This window comes from Centipeda felix, from assembly GCF_900186465.1.
GTDB classification, from domain to species: domain Bacteria; phylum Bacillota; class Negativicutes; order Selenomonadales; family Selenomonadaceae; genus Centipeda; species Centipeda felix.
This window is the reverse complement of the sequence record NZ_LT891959.1, coordinates 867,102-885,183: the sequence shown is the minus strand read 5'-3', so window position 1 is coordinate 885,183 and position 18,082 is coordinate 867,102. Positions and strand designations below refer to the sequence as shown.

General features: G+C 57.4%; 20 protein-coding genes. 13 read left to right on the top strand and 7 right to left on the bottom strand.

All coding sequences use genetic code 11. The features are described 5' to 3' along the window. Positions 1 to 8: 8 nt before the first annotated feature. The 3 genes from C1713_RS11650 to C1713_RS11640 all read left to right on the top strand — a co-directional run bounded on the left by C1713_RS11650 (position 9) and on the right by C1713_RS11640 (position 1,859). A complete protein-coding gene (locus tag C1713_RS11650) occupies positions 9 to 1,010 on the top strand; it encodes an endo alpha-1,4 polygalactosaminidase (protein ID WP_102494008.1) in 1,002 nt (333 codons plus the stop codon). 80 nt (positions 1,011 to 1,090) lie between these two features. After that, entirely contained in the window at positions 1,091 to 1,408 is a 318-nt protein-coding gene (locus tag C1713_RS11645; RefSeq protein WP_212669106.1) for a type II toxin-antitoxin system MqsR family toxin, read from the top strand. A 16-nt stretch (positions 1,409 to 1,424) separates the two neighbouring features. After that, positions 1,425 to 1,859, top strand: a complete 435-nt coding sequence (locus tag C1713_RS11640; protein WP_050342645.1) for a type II toxin-antitoxin system MqsA family antitoxin — start codon at positions 1,425 to 1,427, stop codon at positions 1,857 to 1,859. A gap of 67 nt (positions 1,860 to 1,926) precedes the next feature. On the opposite strand, the gene C1713_RS11635 is transcribed toward C1713_RS11640, so the two are convergent. Together C1713_RS11635 and C1713_RS11630 are read right to left on the bottom strand one after the other, a co-directional pair. Beyond that, on the bottom strand, positions 1,927 to 3,096 hold the full coding sequence (locus C1713_RS11635; RefSeq protein ID WP_102494007.1) for a MalY/PatB family protein: 1,170 nt from the start codon (positions 3,094 to 3,096) through the stop codon (positions 1,927 to 1,929). Between the two features lie 81 nt (positions 3,097 to 3,177). Next, positions 3,178 to 4,329 carry a trans-sulfuration enzyme family protein gene (locus tag C1713_RS11630; RefSeq protein ID WP_102494006.1) on the bottom strand — a complete coding sequence of 384 codons (1,152 nt, stop codon included), beginning with the start codon at positions 4,327 to 4,329 and terminating at the stop codon, positions 3,178 to 3,180. 237 nt (positions 4,330 to 4,566) lie between these two features. Here C1713_RS11630 and C1713_RS11625 point away from each other — a divergent pair, with 237 nt between their 5' ends. The 5 genes from C1713_RS11625 to C1713_RS11605 are packed head-to-tail and all read left to right on the top strand — an operon-like array spanning position 4,567 to position 8,692. Next, positions 4,567 to 5,574 carry a uroporphyrinogen decarboxylase family protein gene (locus C1713_RS11625; protein ID WP_102494005.1) on the top strand — a complete coding sequence of 336 codons (1,008 nt, stop codon included), beginning with the start codon at positions 4,567 to 4,569 and terminating at the stop codon, positions 5,572 to 5,574. A 14-nt stretch (positions 5,575 to 5,588) separates the two neighbouring features. Further along, entirely contained in the window at positions 5,589 to 6,449 is an 861-nt protein-coding gene (locus C1713_RS11620; protein WP_050342650.1) for a transporter substrate-binding domain-containing protein, read from the top strand. Positions 6,450 to 6,470: 21 nt separating this feature from the next. Then, positions 6,471 to 7,235 (top strand): amino acid ABC transporter permease, encoded by a 765-nt coding sequence (locus C1713_RS11615; protein ID WP_102494004.1) that lies wholly within the window; start codon positions 6,471 to 6,473, stop codon positions 7,233 to 7,235. After that, positions 7,219 to 7,917 (top strand): amino acid ABC transporter permease, encoded by a 699-nt coding sequence (locus C1713_RS11610; protein WP_102494003.1) that lies wholly within the window; start codon positions 7,219 to 7,221, stop codon positions 7,915 to 7,917. The genes C1713_RS11615 and C1713_RS11610 overlap by 17 nt, the downstream gene beginning before the upstream one ends. Positions 7,918 to 7,927: 10 nt before the next feature. Next, a complete protein-coding gene (locus C1713_RS11605) occupies positions 7,928 to 8,692 on the top strand; it encodes an amino acid ABC transporter ATP-binding protein (RefSeq protein ID WP_102494002.1) in 765 nt (254 codons plus the stop codon). A 92-nt stretch (positions 8,693 to 8,784) separates the two neighbouring features. Here the strand turns inward: C1713_RS11605 and C1713_RS11600 are convergent, their stop codons facing one another. The 3 genes from C1713_RS11600 to C1713_RS11590 are packed head-to-tail and all read right to left on the bottom strand — an operon-like array spanning position 8,785 to position 10,459. Further along, the gene (locus C1713_RS11600) at positions 8,785 to 9,156 is read right to left on the bottom strand and encodes a cupin domain-containing protein (RefSeq protein ID WP_102494001.1); all 372 of its coding nucleotides are present in this window, start codon (positions 9,154 to 9,156) and stop codon (positions 8,785 to 8,787) included. A 57-nt stretch (positions 9,157 to 9,213) separates the two neighbouring features. Further along, a complete protein-coding gene (locus C1713_RS11595) occupies positions 9,214 to 9,615 on the bottom strand; it encodes a hypothetical protein (RefSeq protein WP_102494000.1) in 402 nt (133 codons plus the stop codon). Then, positions 9,608 to 10,459 (bottom strand): hypothetical protein, encoded by an 852-nt coding sequence (locus C1713_RS11590; RefSeq protein ID WP_245871118.1) that lies wholly within the window; start codon positions 10,457 to 10,459, stop codon positions 9,608 to 9,610. Before C1713_RS11590 ends, C1713_RS11595 begins: the two co-directional genes overlap by 8 nt. Before the next feature lie 456 nt (positions 10,460 to 10,915). Between C1713_RS11590 and C1713_RS11585 the strand changes: the two genes are divergently transcribed. Continuing rightward, positions 10,916 to 11,875 carry a class I SAM-dependent methyltransferase gene (locus C1713_RS11585; RefSeq protein ID WP_245871117.1) on the top strand — a complete coding sequence of 320 codons (960 nt, stop codon included), beginning with the start codon at positions 10,916 to 10,918 and terminating at the stop codon, positions 11,873 to 11,875. A gap of 86 nt (positions 11,876 to 11,961) precedes the next feature. On the opposite strand, the gene C1713_RS11580 is transcribed toward C1713_RS11585, so the two are convergent. After that, positions 11,962 to 12,198, bottom strand: coding sequence for a hypothetical protein (locus tag C1713_RS11580; protein WP_009753085.1), 237 nt, complete (start codon positions 12,196 to 12,198; stop codon positions 11,962 to 11,964). 352 nt (positions 12,199 to 12,550) lie between these two features. Between C1713_RS11580 and C1713_RS11575 the strand changes: the two genes are divergently transcribed. Together C1713_RS11575 and hutW are read left to right on the top strand one after the other, a co-directional pair. Continuing rightward, positions 12,551 to 13,051 (top strand): flavodoxin family protein, encoded by a 501-nt coding sequence (locus C1713_RS11575; protein ID WP_009753084.1) that lies wholly within the window; start codon positions 12,551 to 12,553, stop codon positions 13,049 to 13,051. Next, positions 13,048 to 14,697: a heme anaerobic degradation radical SAM methyltransferase ChuW/HutW gene (gene hutW, locus C1713_RS11570; RefSeq protein WP_102493998.1), complete on the top strand. Its 1,650-nt coding sequence runs from the start codon at positions 13,048 to 13,050 to the stop codon at positions 14,695 to 14,697. Before C1713_RS11575 ends, hutW begins: the two co-directional genes overlap by 4 nt. A gap of 50 nt (positions 14,698 to 14,747) precedes the next feature. On the opposite strand, the gene mutY is transcribed toward hutW, so the two are convergent. Continuing rightward, a complete protein-coding gene (gene mutY / locus C1713_RS11565; protein WP_102493997.1) occupies positions 14,748 to 15,857 on the bottom strand; it encodes an A/G-specific adenine glycosylase in 1,110 nt (369 codons plus the stop codon). Positions 15,858 to 16,246: 389 nt separating this feature from the next. Here mutY and serS point away from each other — a divergent pair, with 389 nt between their 5' ends. Beyond that, on the top strand, positions 16,247 to 17,518 hold the full coding sequence (gene serS / locus C1713_RS11555) for a serine--tRNA ligase (protein WP_050342668.1): 1,272 nt from the start codon (positions 16,247 to 16,249) through the stop codon (positions 17,516 to 17,518). Continuing rightward, positions 17,515 to 18,069 carry a UbiX family flavin prenyltransferase gene (locus tag C1713_RS11550; protein ID WP_061944783.1) on the top strand — a complete coding sequence of 185 codons (555 nt, stop codon included), beginning with the start codon at positions 17,515 to 17,517 and terminating at the stop codon, positions 18,067 to 18,069. Before serS ends, C1713_RS11550 begins: the two co-directional genes overlap by 4 nt. Positions 18,070 to 18,082: the final 13 nt, after the last annotated feature.

Here is an 18,082-nt window from a genome sequence, read left to right as displayed (position 1 = left end):
GGGAGCTTATGGGCAAGGTAAAAAAGGGAATCGCAGCACTCCTCGTGGGAGCGGCAGGACTGTTCGGCGTGCATCAGGCACTCCCCTCGGCGGAGGGCGGACGTGAGCACGTCGTTCCGGAAACGGCGATGATCGACCTCACGGAGCAGCTCGGCAGCTATGCGCGCGAGCGACATCCGGGCTTTCTGCTCGTCGGCAACGGACCTGTGGGGCTGCTGGAGGTGACGAAGGACAACTCCGAGGAGAATGTCGCACGTCTCGTGCGTGCGCTCGACGGCATCCTGATGGAGTCCCGCTTCTATGACGGCTATGAGGAGAACGGCGACACGCCGGAGCGCAACGACGGCGATCTGGATGAATATCTCACCGCGATGCTCCGCAAGCCACTCATGGCAGGCAAGGCAGTCTTTACCCTCGACTATGTGAAGGGCAAGAGAATTCATGAGGTAGAGGAGCTCGGTGCGGAGCAGGGTTATGTCGCCGAGGCGGGCGACCGCCTGCTCGATGTGATTCCAAGGCGTCCGCCGATGAACGAGAACGCGGACGATGTTACGCAGCTGAAACAGGTGAAAAACTTCCTCTTTCTGCTGAACCCCGAGCACTTCCATACGCGCGACGCCTATATCAACGCCCTTGCAGCAACGAACTACGACCTCCTCGTCGTCGATCTCTACTACGGCGACCGTCCGCTGACCCCGGCAGAGACTGCGCGGCTGAAGGTAAAGGCGAACGGCGGCAAGCGTCTTCTGCTCTCCTACATGAGCGTTGGGGAGGCGGCGGACTACCGTCCCTACTGGAAGGAAGAGTGGAACACAGAGCGTCCGCACTGGCTCGCCGAGCCGAATCCTGAGTGGCCGGGCAGCTACAAGGCTCGCTACTGGTCGAAGGAGTGGTGCGATATCCTCTATGGCAGCCCCGATGCCTATCTGGACATGATTATGGCAGCGGGCTTTGACGGTGCCTTCCTCGACGTGATGGATGCGTGGCAGTATTTCAAAGAAAACAAATAAACAAGTGACTTCCTCCGTCTGGGAGGAAGTCTTGTTTTTTACACCATAGTGGTGTAAAATGTAAGAGAGGAGGGAGGTCATTGGAGCATAAAACTTATCCTGTGATGGATAAATACAAGCCTAGTTATGATCTTAGGAAGATTCAGCAAACTGGGTATTTTATTACGAGAACAGCGCTCATGTCAGCGGCAGAATTGGGATTTGATGCGGATGGGATTCATGAAGTAATCGCCTCCATGGAGCAATCGCATTTCTATAAGTCCATGACCTCGAAGTATAACCACAAGGTTTGGCAGGATGTTTATCATGTGCCTTTTGGTGAATATTTACTGTACATCAAGGTTACGGCAAACGATATTGTGTCGGACTTTTGGCTGCTGTCGTTTAAGGAAAAATGAAATGGAGTGAATTGCGATGAATCAAGATGATATGATGATTGACCCAGAGACGGGGGAAGAACTGCATCGTGATATTCGCCCGATGACATTCACGTACCAAGGGGAGAGCGTTACGGTGGATATGCCGGGGTGGTACTCAGCGGATGGGACACGGAGTGTGCACTCGCATGAGGATACAAAGGTGTCTGACCGTGCTCTGCACGTGATGAAGGCACGCGTGGAGGGGCTTCCTCTCCCGACGGAGATTCGATCCATTCGGAAGAAATTCGCACTGACGCAGGAGGAGGCAGGGACGATCCTCGGCGGCGGGGCACGGGCATTCCAGAAATATGAGTCCGGTGACATCCTGCCGAGCCGCACGATGGCAAACCTCCTGCTCCTCCTGCAGGAATATCCGCAGGGGCTTGAGACGCTGCGGGCACACCGCAGGGAACGCGAGAAGGTCAGCTGAATCAAAGAACGACACAAAAAGAGAAAACACAGCGATGATGCTGTGTTTTCTCTTTTTGTATGCTTATTTATCCGAATGCCTTGGCGAGATGTGCGAAACCCGTTTGGAGGGTACTGCGTGGGCAGGCGAGGTTCATGCGCTGGAAGCCGCTGCCGCCCGCACCGAAGATCGGGCCGTCGTCGAGCCAGAGGTTCGCCTCATGGATGACCTTCTCGTTGAGTTCCTTGTCCGAGAGGCCGTAGGCGGAGAAGTCCATCCAGATCAGGTAGGTGCCCTCAGGTTCGATGAGTTTTACCTTCGGCAGATGCGCAGCGAGGTATTCCTTCGTAAAGGCGTAGTTCTCCTCGATGTAGGCGAGCAGTTCCTTCAGCCACGGAGCGCCGTGTTCGTATGCTGCTTTTGCGCCTGCGAGCCCGAGCGTGTTCGGCTCATCGTAGCCGGTACGGCTCAGTTCTTCCTTGAAGCGGCGGCGCAGGGATTCGTTACTGATGAAGATATTGGAAATCTGCAGTCCCGCAAGGTTGAACGTCTTGCTCGGGGAAGTGCAGGTGACGGTGATGGCGGCGGCGTCCGCGGAGAGAGAGGCAAAGGGAATGTGGCGGAAGCCGGGGCGCACGAACTCTTCGTGAATTTCGTCCGCGACGACAATGACGTGACGGCGCAGGCAGATGGCAGCGAGCTGTTCGAGCTCTGCGCGCGTCCATACACGCCCGACGGGGTTGTGCGGGCTGCAGAGGATGAACAGTTTTACCTTATGGTCGATGATCTTCTGCTCGAAATCCGCGAAGTCGATGCTGTAGCGTCCGTCAGCGAACTGCAGGGGGCTGTCGATGAGCGTGCGCCCGTTCTGGCGGATCATGCTCGCAAAGGGATAGTAGACGGGCTGCTGGATGATGACGGCCTCATTCGGTGCAGTATAGGCACGGATGGCGGTGGCGATGGCAAAGACGACGCCGGGTGTGATGACGAGCTCGTCGCGCTGCACCGTCCACGCGTGATGCGTACGGAACCAGTCGCGCAGGACGTTGAAGTAGTCGTCCTTGATCTGCGTATAGCCAAAGATGCCGTGTGCCGTGCGTGCCGTCAGTGCGTCAATGACGGGGACGGGCGCGCGAAAGTCCATATCCGCGACCCAGAACGGGAGGACATCCTTGGGGTAGCCGCGCTCAACAGCAAAGTCGTATTTCAGACAGGACGTGCCGCGGCGGTCGATGATTTCGTCAAAATTGATGGACATAATGTTTTCTTTTCCTTCCTCTTTGGGGCAGACAGGGGAACGGTGCGGGGGGACAGTGTCCTCCAAAACCAAACCCTGCTGCTACGCCCGTGCTGCCTTCTCCAGTGCCTGCGCCAGATCTTCCTTCAGATCCTCTACGTCCTCCAGCCCGACGGAGAGACGCAGGAGGCGGTCGTCGAGCCCCGTGCGCGCGATGAGCTCGCGGGGCATCTCTGCGTGTGTCTGCACGAGTGGATAGGTCAGGAGACTCTCGACCCCGCCGAGACTCTCGGCGAACGCGATCAGGCGCAGATGGGCGAGGACATTCTGTGCGATGGCGGAGGTCTTGACCTTAAACGAAATCATGCCGCCATAGCCCGTGCTCTGACTCTCGTGCAGGGCGCGCCCGGGGTGGCCTGCGAGCCCCGGGTAGTAGACCTCCGTGACCTCGGGGCGGGTGAGCAGCCACTCTGCGATAGCGCGTGCATTTTCCGCATGGCGTTCGACGCGCACACCGAGCGTCTTGAGACTGCGCAGCATGAGCCATGAATCCATGGGAGAGAGATTCGGCCCCTCGGACTTTACGAGCAGCTCAATCCGCTGTGCAAGATCGGAGTCCGCGTCCCGGACTGCGAGCGTGCCGCAGATCACGTCGTTGTGGCCGCAGAGGTACTTGGTCGCGCTCTCGACCACGATGTCTGCACCGAGCGTGAGCGGCTTCTGCGCGTGCGGTGAGAGGAATGTATTGTCCGCGACGAGGAGTGCGCCGTGCTCGTGAGCGACGGCGGCGAGCGCACGGATGTCCGTGATGAACATCATCGGGTTGGAGGGCGTCTCGATGAAGATCATCTTCGTCGTCTCACGCATCTTTGCCTCGACCAGTGACGTATCGCACATATCGATGTACTCGAAGTCGATGCCGTAACGGCTGTAGATGTCGTTCGCGAGACGTACCGTCCCGCCGTAGAGATCCTCGGGCAGGAGCACGTGGTCACCGGGAGCGCAGAGGGCAAAGACGAGATTGATCGCTGCCATGCCCGAGGAGAGCGCCCATGCGCGTTTGCCGCCCTCAAGGAGGGCAATTGCCTTCTCAAAGTCGCTGCGGGTCGGATTCGCAACGCGGCTGTAGTCGTAGCCCGTGCTCTGACGGAATGCGGGATGGCGAAACGTCGCCGAGAGATAGACGGGCGTGGTGAGTGCGCCCGTCGCGTCGAACTCGTGACAGCCATGCACCTCAGCAGTGTAATCCTTCATTGTATTTCCTCCCATAGTTCCCTGTATCGTTTATGTCCTGCGCAGACGGGGCATGGACAGTCACGCCCAGCCCGCTGCATCGCAGAACCGTTTTGGTCGTTTCATTATAAACATCGCCAGGATACTTTGTCAATCAAAAAATATATAAAACATACTTGACAACTATGATACTTGCGTGTAAGATAGCAGCATCGAACAGGAAAACATATATGCAAACATAGTTATGGAGGAAATACAATGGCACAGTCAAAAAAGGAACTCGTCCTCAGCGCAATGGACCGCAGGGAAGTGGAGCGCGTCCCGTCAGGGTTCTGGTTCCACTTTCTCGCGGATGAGATCCACGCCGATGCCTATGCCGACCCGCGTCTTGAGCAGACGCTTTTGGATGGGGAACTGCGTTACATTGACGGCTTTCAGCCGGACTTCGTAAAGATCATGACGGATGGGTTCTTCTCCTATCCGAACCCCGCCGTGCAGACCGCACGTACGGCAAAGGAACTGGCAAAGGTGCAGCCGCTGCCCGACGACCACCCCTTCTTTACGCGGCAGATCGCCTATGCGAAGGAGATCACGAAGCGGTACGGCAATGAGGTCGCAACATTCTACAATCTCTTCTGTGCGGGCACGACGGTGAAGTTCATGCAGCCCGGGACGCTTGCCGAGGATGAGGCATTCCTCGCACAGCTCGTCCGCGAGGATGCAGCAGCGGTACGCGCGGCGTTCGATGTCATCTCCGCCGATCTCGCGAAGCTGGCACGCCGTATCATCGCCGAGGCGGGCGTGACGGGCATCTACTTCAGCCTGCAGAACCTCATTGGCGAGGGCGCGAGCCGCGCGGTCTACGAGGAGGTATTCGCCCCCGGGGAAAAGGAGATTCTGCGCGCGGCAAACGCCGAGAGCAGCTACAACATCCTCCATATCTGCGGCTATGCGGGACACCGCAACGCGCTGGACTGGTATCGTGACTACGATGTCAAGACGATCAACTGGGCATCGGTCGTCGAGGGGGTTCCCCTCGAGGAGGGACAGAAGATCTTCCCGCAGCACGCATTGCTCGGCGGCTTCGGCAATCTCGCATCCGATGTGCTCTATCGCGGCACACAGGCGGAGATCACGGCGGAGACGCACCGCATCCTCGATGCGGCAGGGCGCACAGGGATCCTGCTGGGGGCGGACTGCACCGTGCCGCGCGACATTGACTGGAAGCATTTTGACTGGGTACGCGATGCGGCAGGGCCGCAATAAAAGGAGAGCATGACATGAATCTGAAGAAAATCACGAAGGCGGCACTCGCGGGGCTTCTCGCCGCAGCACTTGCGGCAGGGCTGGCGGGCTGCGGCAAGAGCGGAGCGGACAGCGCGAAGTCGGCAGACGGGAAGAAGATCGTCACCGTTGCCCATACGAATTACTATGTTCCCTACGACTATGTGAACGAGCAGGGCGAATCCGACGGCTTCGAGGTTGCCGTCATGAAGGAAGTGGCGAAGAAGCTGCCGCAGTATGAGTTCAAGTTCGTCCCGACCTCGGACGATGATCTCCTGATTGGTGTCGAGTCCGGGAAATACACCGTCGGGACCAAGGGCATCTGGATCACGGATGCGCGCAGGAAGAAGTATGTGTTCCCGAAGAACAACATCGGTGCGAGCGTGATCGGCCTTGCGATCCGCAAGGATACGGCAGACAAGATCAAAGATCTGGAGACCTTTGCCCAGTTCAGCGGAAAGATTGTCCCGATCGCTCCGCAGGATGCGCGCTATATGGTCATCGACGAGTACAACAAGGAGAATCCTGACAACCAGATCAAGCTGACGTCCTCGGAGGCATTCCAGGTGGCGGATGCGTACAGCTGGGTGCTCGAGGGGCGCTATGACGGCTACCTCGATGTTGAGCTGAGCTACAAGAACAACATCGCGAAGGAAGACGCGCCATACCATCAGTTCAACGACAAGATGGCATACGTCCGCTATAAGGGCATCCCAACCTATCCGATCTTCAACAAGAAGGAGCAGGCTTTTGCGGACGACTACGACAAGGCGATTGAGGAGCTGCGTGCCGAGGGTAAAATTGCGGAGCTCGAGCAGAAGTACTTCGGTGAGAGCCTTTCCGATTACCTGAAGTAAACGAGAGGAGGTCGGCATTCGATGGAAACACGTGTCTTTGACTTCGGGCAGATCGTTCAGTTTCTGCCCGATCTCCTCTCCTATCTTGACGTCACACTGCTCGTTGCCGGCCTCAGCATCATCATCGGATCCCTGCTCGGCGGACTGCTGGCATGGGCGAATCTCGGCGGCAGCCGCGTGCTGCGCGCATGTTCTCTCGCCTACGTGTATGTGATGCGCTGTACGCCGCCCATCGTTCTGCTGTTCATTGTCTTCTACGGTGCGCCGAAGCTCGTCTTTGCGCTTTTTGACTATGATATGAATGCGATGCACCGCGCCGTTTTTGCCGTCGTCACCTTTACGCTGCTGTTCGGCGCATACATTTCGGAGGTGTTCCGCGCTGCCTATACGGCGGTTCCGCGCGGGCAGTACGAGGCGGCGGTGAGTGCGGGGCTCTCGCCGTGGCAGGCCTTCTGCCATGTCATGCTCGGACAGGCGGCGCTCATCGCCCTGCCGAACTTCGGCAATTCGACCATCAATCTCCTGAAGGAGGCGTCGCTCGCCTATACCATTGGGCTGATCGACCTCATCGGGCGCGGCAATCTCATCATCGCGCAGAACTACGGCGCGTATGGCGTTGAGGTCTATCTCTCTGCCATGCTGATCTACTGGGGGCTCGTCCTGCTCATCGAACAGTGCTTCGCGTGGGCAGAGCATCGTCTCGACCAAGGCACGGGGCTGCGCACTGCACCTAAGACACTGCGGAATGAGCTGAAAGGAGGGAACGCCGTTGGAACTGGATCTTGACTTTATGCAGGAAACCTTCCTGCTCATCTGGCAGGGCGCGGGCGTGACCCTCTCGCTCACAGTGCTCTCGCTCGTTCTCGCGGCGCCCCCTGCATTCTGCTTTGCCGTCCTGCGCGTGCGCGGACATCGTGTGGGCGGGACGATCGCACGCTTTTATGTCTCCTTTGTGCGCGGCACGCCGCTCGTCCTCCAGATTCTTCTCCTCTACAGCCTTCTGCCGAGCCTGCTGAATCTGCTCGTCAAGGCGGCGGGGAGCAGCTTCAACGTGTTCGAGGCGGTCGATCCGTTCTGGTATGCCGTCTTTATCTTTACACTCAACACCATCGCTCTCCTCACGGAGGCATTCCGCTCGGCACTGCTCGCCATCCCCAAGGGGCAGCTCGAAGCGGGGGCGGTGTGCGGACTGAGCGAGGAAGAGACCTACCTGCACGTGATTCTCCCGCAGGCGCTTGTTGTGGCACTGCCGAGCATCGCGAACATCACGGTCAATCTCATCAAAGGGACGTCACTCGCCTTCCTCATGACGGTCAAGGACATCATGGCGGTCGGCAAGGTCGCCGCCTCCTATGGGTACAACTACATTGAGGCGTATCTCGACGTATTCATCGTCTATCTCATCCTCTGCACGATCGTCCAGCTGCTCTTTGCGGCGGCGGAGCGGCGTGTCGGAGCGTTCCGCTAGGAGGTGCAGCATGTTATTCGGAGTACAGAATGTGTGCAAGAGCTTCGCGCAGACAGAGGTGCTGAAGGATGTGAGCCTCAGCGTGGAAAAGGGAGATGTGGTCGTCATCCTCGGGCCGAGCGGCTCGGGCAAGACGACGTTCCTGCGCTGTCTCAACTTCCTTGAGCGTGCCGACGGCGGGACGATGGACTTTCACGGGACGCAGCTCTCCCTTGTGGATGCCTCTAAGAGCGAGATTGCCGCTGTGCGGAAAAAGACGGGCTTCGTCTTTCAGAACTACAACCTCTTCGCGAATAAGACCGCCCTTGAGAATGTGACCCTTGGGCTCACCGTCGGGCGCGGCATGGCGGCGGCAGAGGCAAAGGAGATCGGTATGGATGCTCTGCGGCGTGTGGGGATGGCGGAGCGCGCCGACTACTATCCTGCACAGCTCTCGGGCGGACAGCAGCAGCGCGTCGGCATCGCCCGCGCCGTTGCCGCAAAGCCCGATGTGATCCTCTTTGACGAACCAACCTCTGCGCTTGATCCAGAGCTCGTCGGCGAGGTGCTCTCCGTGATGAAGCAGCTCGCCGAGGAGGGCACGACGATGATCGTCGTGACGCATGAGATGAAGTTTGCACAGGATGTTGCGACCCACGTCATCTTTATGTCGGACGGCGTGATCGTCGAGGAGGGGAGTGCAAAGTCGATCTTTACCGCGCCGCGCGAGGAGCGCACGCGCCGCTTCCTCCGCCGCATCCTGCCCGAGGAGTATGAGCCGGCAGCACTGATATAGGAAAAAAGCAGTCAGCAAGATGGATGTCTTGTTGACTGCTTTTCTCGTGTGATTTTTGCGCAGCAGCAAACGTACTGCTGCTCGGCGGTTCCTTATGGCTCAATCGCGAAGAAGTCCGCGGGTACGGGGGCGAGGATGCCGACAAAGATGAAGTCCTCCGTACCCGTATTCCTCATGCCGTGACACATCCCCTTCGCCGAGACAATGACATCGCCCGCTGCGATGGGGCGTTCCTCTCCGGGCGCAGGATAAAAGACACCTTCTCCTTGGATGCAGATCCATATATCGTCCGCCTTCGCGTGCCCGTGTGGCTTGATCTCCTGCCCCGGCTTCAGCACCCAGACGACGCCGCTTGTCGATGCTGTCCCGTAGATCGGTGTGCGCGTGGCTGTATCACCCGATGTCATGATGTCGGAGAGACGATAGCGGCGCGTCTCAAAATCATTTGTTGCCTCTGTGGGCATAAAAATACTCCTTTCGCATACGCACTGACAGATACACATCTGACGCGGCTGAGCGTCTCAGTCGTCGAAATAATCGTCGTCATACCCCTCGCCGTAGTCGTGCCAGTCATTGTGGAGGATGTCCTCGTCCTCGCCGTATTGCCCGCCGTACGGGGTGCTGCCGCCGTAGGTATCGGCATACGCATCGTCGTCCGGTGTGTCCCCAGGATCCTCTGAGGAAATATCCTCGTCATCCTCTTCGTATTCGCGGCGGTACGGCAGTTCGTTGTCATAGGCATTGTCCGTCGGTGCCGTCTCGCGCGGCGTGGATGGGATACTGACATGGGGCAGAGATGGGGTGAGGATGCCGAAGAGTTTTTCGGCGAGATATGCGCCAAAGACGGCAAGCAGGATTTTCTGCCGCCATGACAGCGGCTTTTGCGATTGACGCGGTACGGTATTTTTCGGTGCGTCAGGCATCTTTCTTCACCTTCTTCCATCGCGCATTCGCGCGTGCAGAATGGAGCATAGAGGCGAAATTGTCCGCGAGCTCTTTCTCCATGGCGGCGGTGTCGTACTTGTCTCCCTGATGATGGAGCTTGTTGACTAGCGTCCCATTCCAGTCGTCGCTCCACAGCGTGAAGAAGGTCAGCTCAATCGACTTCGTCCGATCCGTCTCCGCCTTCGGCAGGTAGTAGAATGTAACATCCCGGCCGTGGAGTGCGGACGGCACGGCGCCGTGTCCCTTCGGGGCGTAGAGATGGTGAATCTCGCGGAGCGCATAGACCATCTCCTCCGGTCTCGTATCCTCGTCGGCAAAGATAAAATTTCCGCCCCTGAAGAGAGACACTTCGCCATTCGTCCCTGCCGGGCGTTTCACTTTGCTGTCCCTCAGCGCAGCGGCCTCCTCCGTTGTTGCTGCATACAGTCCGTGCTGCGCAGCGACTTCTCCGATGCGTGGATTCAGATGAATGGCGTACGCTGCGGCATAGGCGTGGTCGGCATTCGCGTCGCGCTGTGCAAACGGCTGCGGAACGGGGAGTGTGCAGTCGCGGACATAGGCCGTGCAGGAAAAGGTGAAGTCATTCGCCTCGTCATACAGCACGTATGTGTTCCGCTGCATGGGGGCGGGCTTCTCTGTCTCCGCCGACTGCAGAACGATGTGCGGTCCGTAGTCGGCGAACTCCTCTTCCAGCATCGCGATGACATCATCCGGCGTATAGGGCGCGCCGTGCTCCGTCGTTACGAGGAACGAACAGCCTGAGAGGAGGGATGTGCACGCCGTCAGCAGAGCGGCGAGCATGCGGGGAAAGGTATGCGTCATGAGAACCTCCAGGTTTCGAAGGGATCTGAAAACAGTATAGCATAATTCTTCTATATTTCCTGCTTTTTTCTGCAAGAGGTTGTCAAAAGAATTTTTTCACGGTACAATTTTATGGTAAATTTTTTGAAGATCGTATAGAGTCCTTGCGAAGAATGAATAAAGGAGCGGTCGAATATGTTGTCACGTAAAGAGGCTATTGTCGAATATTTTTGGGAGAATGGACGGCTTCCAGAAGAAGACATTGCGGGGAAGAATTGTCTGATTATCGGAGGCGAATATTCTGCCAAATGGGCTTATGCAGCGCACTTAAATACGCGCTTTGTTCAGGTCGGAGCGGCGCGATGTGACAACATCGTGCTTTTTAGTCCTGAAATTTCCGATTCATACTGTGATCTTACGGATGTAAAAGAGGCGGTTGGCCCACTGCGTTATGATCTAATTATTGTTTTTAACGGAATGGAGAAGACACGGGATATTCGTGAGGGCGTTCGACAGCTGCAGGAGATCTGTCATTTGGGCGGGAAAATACTCGTGACGGCACGAACCCCACATGATGTCTCCTCTCGGGTGAGTTTGAATGCGTATGAGGATATATGGCGTTATGACGCAGATTCACTGGCGGGGCTGTTTGACCGCTGTGCTGTTGAAATGAGCGCTGTCGATGAGGCATATGGCATCGTCTGTGCGCTTTTGACGCGCGTGGAGCAGGCAGCAGCGTCGAAGAGCTTCTTATTTGATACGAGGGAAGGCAAGCGCATCGAAGTCGGAGACAATGTGCCGCAGGGGTATTTCAACGCATCCTCGGTTTTGGATGCCATCGGGATCAAATATCGTACGGATAAATGCAGTATGATGCATAACTACCTGGATAAGTATGCATTTTTTTTGGAGAAATTCCGTACCCAACCGATTCGCCTTCTTGAACTCGGGGTATTCAACGGCTCCAGTGTACGGATGTGGCAGGAGTATTTCCCGCGTGCAGAGATCTTTGGGGTAGATATTGAGGCATCGTGCAGACAGTATGAGGATGAACGCATCCACATTATCCAGGCAGATCTTTCGGATGCCGCTCAGGTATCAATGCTGAGAGAGATTCACCCCCGGATCATCGTCGATGATGCGTCCCATATCGTGAGCCACCAGCTGCTGGCGCTCTTTACCCTATTTGATGTATTGCCGCGCGGCGGTGTCTACATACTGGAGGATCTCGAAACATCGCTGAATCCGGAACTGTTTGAGGATACGTACCGTGACTGCCCATTGGATGCCTATGAGGTGTGTGCGCGGATCGCACGTATTGCGGCACGTAAAGTGCCGGATGATGACAGCATCTATGCGGATCATGTCAATCGGATCGGCATGGAGACGGAACTTGTCTCCATCACAAAAGGCAGTGTGATCTTGATCAAACGCTGATTTCGTCATTGAAATATAAAAACGGTTCTGTTTGGAAAGATAATCTTTCCGAATAGAACCGTTTTTTGATGTTGCAACTTCTCTGATCAGTAACAGCCGCAGCCGCGTGCACGTGACGCACGGCTGTTGTTGCAGTACGCGCCGCCGTCATAGCAGTTGGCACGGTCACCGCAGTATGCGCTGCTGTTGTTCCCGCCGTAGCAGTACGACTGGTTCTCGCGCTCCGGGAGGGTGCACGTATCGCCGTCACAGACATAGGCGAGTGCCTGTGCGCCCGTGGCAAGGATCATGCCGGCGACCAGTCCCATCAGTACCTTTTTCATTGACGTTCCTCCTCTCCATTCCTGTGTAGTATAACATACATGTCAAGAGGCAATTTGCTGTTATATAAATGATAAATATGGATAAATTGATATATGAAGGTAATACGCCATATACTCGTTTATTTTTTACGGTGAGAGGAAAAAGGAATAGAACGTAATCCGTCTATAAAATATGCATTTTAATTGAGAAAGAATATATATATAAATTATAGAGTTTATATCCACTAGAAATTATGAACGAAATTCATAATTAAAATTTATGATTATGTAAAATATCTATTGATTTTTGCACAGCGTTGCGCTATGATATAAGTGAATCGAGAAAAAACATATTCACATAAAGGAATACAGTATGAAGAATGAAACAGCAGTAATATATTCCTCGCGCACGGGGAATACGAAGCGGGTGGCGGAGCATCTGGCGGAGGCACTTGGCGCGTCCTGCCACAGCGTCGCGGATGCCTCTGCCGTGTCGGAGGAGGCAACGCTCTGCATCGGTACGTGGATTGACCGCGGGACAGCAGACGCGGCGGCGCGAAAGTACATCGAGGGGCTGCGCGGGCGCCGCATCTTTCTCTTCGGCACGCTCGGCGCGGAGCCGGACTCGGAGCACGCAGCGAAGTGCATCGCGAACATCCGCGCACTCTGTGACGCGTCGAATGAGATCCTCGGTGCGATTCTCGTGCAGGGGGCAGTCGATCCGATGCTGATCGAGATGTTCAAGAGTATGCCGAAGGATAATGTGCACGCCTATACGGAGGAGAGTGCGGTGCGCTATGCAGCGGCGGCGCGTCACCCCGATGCGGCGGATTTTGCCCGCGTGATTGCGGCGGCAAGGGAGGTATTGGCATGAGTATACTGCAGGAGAAAATCGATGCACTTCCCATCGAGGAACGTGCGTGGCTGCTTGGAACGAAGTCGAAGAACCCACTCGGCTGTGCCTTCGCCAAGAAGCGGGTGGTACACCCCGGTGCAGGCGGCAAGCGCATGGTGATGGACAAGGAGGAGCAGACACGTATCTGGGCGGATCTGATGGCACAGACGCCGAATCCTGCCGACGAGCGAGCGGTTTACATCCATATTCCGTTCTGTGACAAAAAATGCAGCTACTGCGGTTTTTTTCAGAACTTCACGCGGGAAGAAGCGGCACATCACTACGTCGATGTACTCCTCGATGAGCTGGATGCGGCGGCGGATACGCCCTACGTGCAGGGCGCACCCTTTCAGGCGGTGTTCTTCGGCGGCGGTACGCCGACGGCGCTGAGCGATGCGGATATCGCGCGCCTCGTACAGGCGGTGCGTGCACGTCTGCCGCTCACGAGTGACTGCGAGATCACACTTGAGGGGCGTATCCACGATCTCACGGAGAGCAAGGTTGAGGCGGCAATGAACGCGGGCATCAATCGGTTCTCCCTCGGCGTGCAGTCCTTTGACACACGCGTCCGCCAGGCGATAGGGCGCATTGACGACGGCGAAACGGTCATCGCGACACTGCGCCGCATGGTGGAGCAGCAGGGCGCTGTCGTCATCGCCGACCTCATCTACGGGCTGCCCTACCAGTCGATGGAGGTCTGGGAAAACGATGTGCGCACGCAGTTCGAGATCGGCATCGCGGGCGGCGACCTCTATCAGCTCAATGTGTTCCCGTCGAGCGAACTGGCACGGCGCGTCGCATCGGGCGATCTGCCGATGCTGCCGACGACGGAGGAGCAGGCAGAGTATTTCCGGCGCGGCATTGACATCGTCATGGAGTACCCGATGGTGCGCCGCATCGACACAACCCACTGGGCGACGGATCACCGTGAGCGCAGCATCTATAATACGCTCGCCAAGCGCGGCTGTGACGTCCTCGCTTTCGGCTCGGGCGCGGGCGGCTTCATCGGTCAGATGATGTGGCGCAATCACGGTGCACTCGCGCCGTATGAGAAGATGGTCGAGGAGGGGGCGAAGCCCTTCCAGTTCATGGGCGAACAGGCAGATGCACACCGCATGCAGAGCGAGATCGGCGACCAGATCGAGCACGGCTATCTCTATGCGCCGTTTTTCACGAAAAAATACGGTGTCGATCTCCTCACCGAGATGGAGCCGCTTCTCGCCGCATGGGCGGAGAACGGGCTGGTCACGCGCACGGAGACGGGATTCCGCCTGACGCGTGCGGGCGAGTTCTGGCATGACAATCTCATTCAAGGATTCCTCGAGGCGTATGCCCTCACACAGGAGGACACAGTAAAACTTCGCAAGGAAGATGTTGCTCTGCAGGACATAATTCCAAAATCCGTGCGCTCCATGCTCGAGGCGATGTTCCCCGATGGGATGCCCGCACAGATGGCGGCAGCACTCGCAGGAAAACCGTCACCGGAGATGGAGAACCATCCGCACATGCAGATGCTGAAGGAGCTCATTCGCAAAGAGCGTGAAAAGGAACGCGCCGCGGGGGCAGATCATGACCTCAATACGGTCATGCGCACCCAGTCACGCGACCTTGGCAAAGCGGTATAACGAAAGCAAAGCCCCGTCGACTGGCGGGGCTTTATGCTATGTATTTTCATTTACATATACGGCGTAAAATATCCAAACGCCGCAGGGATGCTGTAGCTGTCGATGAGCTCTTCACGGTGTACCCAGAGGAGAGCGGATGGCTCGTCTGATGCGTTCTCCGCTGCCATGAGCGGCGGCTCGTTCTTTTCTGCGACCGTGACCGCCCAGCCCGTGAGATCCCATTCGATATGGCTGAAGATGTGGCGTGCAGGCGGGAGTGGGGCGATGGAGAGGATGCGAAAACCCTCGTCCTCGAGATGTGCACGCACGGCACGCTTTGACTGCTTTCCGTCGAGATGTGGATATTCCCAGAGACCTGCGAGGAGTCCCTTCGCGGGCCTTTTTCGTATGGCGATGCGGTCACCGCAGGATAGGACGAGGACGGTGTGTTTTTCCTTGCGCCGTGCTTTGGCGGCGGACTTTACGGGATAGTCCTGTTCTGTGCCGCGATCATGGGCAAAACAGAGCTGCGCGGCGGGGCAGCTGTGACAGAGCGGCGCGCCGTGCGGCAGACAAATCGTCGCGCCGAGATCCATGAATGCCTCGTTCAAGAGACCTGCATCACGCCCCTCGGGATAGGAGGCGGAAAGAGCAGCTTCAAGAGAACGCTTTGTGCTGTCCTTTCCAATGTCGATGGGGTTCGCCGTGATACGTGCCGCGACGCGGAGAAAGTTGCCGTCAACGGCAGGGCGCGGCTGTCCGTAGGCAAACGACGCGATGGCACTCGCCGTGTAGCGTCCGATGCCGGGGAGCTTGAGGAGCGCATCGAAGTCGTTCGGGAGGTCTCCGCCGTGCTCTTTGACGATCACCTGTGCCGCGCGCTTGAGGTTGCGCGCGCGGCTGTAGTAGCCGAGACCCTGCCACAGCTTCATGAGTGCGTCGTCGTTCACGGCGGCGAGGTCATGGACGCTCGGCAGTGCCGTGAGAAAACGCAGGTAGTAGGCGCGTACGACGGCGGCGCGCGTCTGTTGGAGCATGATCTCCGAGATCCAGACGTGGTACGGTGTCGGTTCGTCGCGCCACGGCAGGTCGCGCGTGTCGGGTGCCGACTTGCGCCATGTGAGCAGGGCGCGGCAGAGGGCGGGAAAGACGTCTGCGCCCGCCCAAGGCTGTATATTCATAGATGGTTCTCCATTTCGTGTTGGGGAAATACGGATAAAGGAAGCACTGATAAATTCGGTACAACCATCTTGACGCATCTTTTTTGCCCGCACTTCGGCGGAAAATCCTCCACAGAGCACCACTCTGCGTCCGGTTTTCCACCTCGTTCGGACGAAAAAATCTACGCCAATCTGGCAGACCTTATTTTATCAGTGATTCCTAAATTCCGTCACGTTTTATTTGTGATTTCTATATTTTATCACGGATGCTTCACCCTTTACAAATGGAGCGATTTTTGGCTCTGTGATAATGGGAAATTGCCCGAAGGAACGGCTTTTGCTTTTGCGTCCTGTGTATGCTAAAATAGCATCAAATAAATGATATCTACAATATGATGGAGTGATTGTCAATGTTGGATATGAAGTTTGTGCGTGAGAACCTGCCCGCCGTGCAGGAGATGCTGAAGCATCGCTGCAATACGCTCGACCTCTCGCCGTTCACAGAGCTCGAGGAGCGCCGCCGCAGGATCCTGCAGGATGTAGAGGAGAAGAAGGCGCGCCGCAACGCCGTCTCGAAGGAGGTCGGTGCGCGCAAGAAGGCGGGCGAGAACGCGGATGAGATCGTCGCGGAGATGCGCACGCTCGGCGACGAGATCGCGGCACTCGATGAGGACCTGCGCGACGTGGAGCTGCGCCTGCGCGGCCTCCTGCTCCAGATCCCAAATATGCCAAAGACGGATGTACCGATCGGCAAGGACGAGACGGAGAACCCCGAGGTGCGCCGTTGCGGCACGCCGCGCACGTTTGATTTCACCCCGAAGGCACACTGGGACATCGGCGACGCACTCGGCATCCTCGATGCAGAGCGTGCAGCAAAGGTCACGGGCGCACGCTTTACGTTCTACAAGGGGCTCGGCGCACGGCTTGAGCGCGCCTGCATCAACTTCATGATGGATCTCCATGCCGAGAAGCACGGCTACACAGAGATGCTTGCCCCCTATATCGTGAACGAGGCGAGCATGATCGGCACAGGGCAGCTGCCAAAATTTGCCGAGGATATGTTCAAGCTCGAAGGGCTCGACTACTACCTCGTGCCGACGGCGGAGGTGCCGACGACAAACTACCATCGCGATGAGATCCTCGACGCAGAGCAGCTGCCGGAGTACTACACGTCCTATACGGCATGTTTCCGCGCGGAGGCGGGCAGCGCGGGGCGCGACACGCGCGGGCTCATCCGTCAGCATCAGTTCAACAAGGTGGAGCTGATCAAATTCGTCACGCCGGAGACGAGCTGGGACGAGCTCGAGAGCATGGTGACGGCGGCAGAGGACGTGTTGAAGATCCTCGAGCTGCCGTACCGCGTCATCCAGCTCTGCACGGGCGACATGAGCTTCACCTCGGCAAAGACCTACGACATCGAGGTCTGGATGCCCGCACAGGACAAGTACCGTGAGATCTCGTCCTGCTCGAACTGCACGGACTATCAGGCGCGCCGCGCGAACATCAAATACCGTCCCGCACGCGGGGCGAAGCCGACGTTCCTCCATACACTGAACGGCTCGGGACTCGCCGTCGGACGCACGGTGGCGGCGATCCTTGAAAACAATCAGCAGGAGGACGGCTCGGTCATCGTGCCGAAGGCGCTGGTTCCGTACATGCACGGGGTCACGGTCATCCGATGAAAAAAGTCATCGTCGGCATCACGGGGGCGAGCGGCAGCTGTTATGCCCTCCGCCTCATCGAGGTGCTCGCGGAACGCGGCATCGAGGTGCACGCTGTCGTCACAGAGAGCGGTATGCGCGTGCTGGACTATGAGTGCGGCGTATCGGCGGAGGAACTGGCGCGGCGCGTGACCGTGCTCTATCCAAATGCGGATGTCGGGGCAGCGATCGCGAGCGGTTCGTTCCACATGGATGCAATGATCGTCGTACCCTGCTCGATGAAGACGGCAGGGGCCATCGCGCACGGCATAACGGACGATCTCCTCTCGCGCGCAGCGGACGTGACGCTGAAGGAGGGGCGGCGGCTCCTCCTCGTACCGCGTGAGACGCCGATGCACGAGATTCATCTGGAGAACCTGCTGCGTCTGGCGCGGGCAGGGGCGATCATCATGCCCGCCGCGCCGGGGTTTTATCATCGTCCGGAGACACTCGACGACCTCGTTGACATGATGGTGGGGAAGATCCTCGACCGCCTCGGCATCGAGGCGGAGCTATATACGCGTTGGAGGTAGTATCGTGAAAAAG

Coding starts and splice junctions, on each gene's coding strand:
- hutW (WP_102493998.1), top strand. CDS start 13,048: ATGAGTATACTGCAGGAGAAAATCGATGCACTTCCCATCGAGGAACGT.
- C1713_RS11615 (WP_102494004.1), top strand. CDS start 6,471: ATGGAAACACGTGTCTTTGACTTCGGGCAGATCGTTCAGTTTCTGCCC.
- C1713_RS11635 (WP_102494007.1), bottom strand. CDS start 3,096: ATGTCCATCAATTTTGACGAAATCATCGACCGCCGCGGCACGTCCTGT.
- C1713_RS11595 (WP_102494000.1), bottom strand. CDS start 9,615: ATGCCTGACGCACCGAAAAATACCGTACCGCGTCAATCGCAAAAGCCG.
- C1713_RS11580 (WP_009753085.1), bottom strand. CDS start 12,198: ATGAAAAAGGTACTGATGGGACTGGTCGCCGGCATGATCCTTGCCACG.
- C1713_RS11550 (WP_061944783.1), top strand. CDS start 17,515: ATGAAAAAAGTCATCGTCGGCATCACGGGGGCGAGCGGCAGCTGTTAT.
- C1713_RS11600 (WP_102494001.1), bottom strand. CDS start 9,156: ATGCCCACAGAGGCAACAAATGATTTTGAGACGCGCCGCTATCGTCTC.
- C1713_RS11650 (WP_102494008.1), top strand. CDS start 9: ATGGGCAAGGTAAAAAAGGGAATCGCAGCACTCCTCGTGGGAGCGGCA.
- C1713_RS11630 (WP_102494006.1), bottom strand. CDS start 4,329: ATGAAGGATTACACTGCTGAGGTGCATGGCTGTCACGAGTTCGACGCG.
- C1713_RS11640 (WP_050342645.1), top strand. CDS start 1,425: ATGAATCAAGATGATATGATGATTGACCCAGAGACGGGGGAAGAACTG.
- mutY (WP_102493997.1), bottom strand. CDS start 15,857: ATGAATATACAGCCTTGGGCGGGCGCAGACGTCTTTCCCGCCCTCTGC.
- C1713_RS11605 (WP_102494002.1), top strand. CDS start 7,928: ATGTTATTCGGAGTACAGAATGTGTGCAAGAGCTTCGCGCAGACAGAG.
- C1713_RS11625 (WP_102494005.1), top strand. CDS start 4,567: ATGGCACAGTCAAAAAAGGAACTCGTCCTCAGCGCAATGGACCGCAGG.
- C1713_RS11575 (WP_009753084.1), top strand. CDS start 12,551: ATGAAGAATGAAACAGCAGTAATATATTCCTCGCGCACGGGGAATACG.
- C1713_RS11585 (WP_245871117.1), top strand. CDS start 10,916: ATGGAGAAGACACGGGATATTCGTGAGGGCGTTCGACAGCTGCAGGAG.
- C1713_RS11620 (WP_050342650.1), top strand. CDS start 5,589: ATGAATCTGAAGAAAATCACGAAGGCGGCACTCGCGGGGCTTCTCGCC.
- C1713_RS11590 (WP_245871118.1), bottom strand. CDS start 10,459: ATGACGCATACCTTTCCCCGCATGCTCGCCGCTCTGCTGACGGCGTGC.
- serS (WP_050342668.1), top strand. CDS start 16,247: ATGTTGGATATGAAGTTTGTGCGTGAGAACCTGCCCGCCGTGCAGGAG.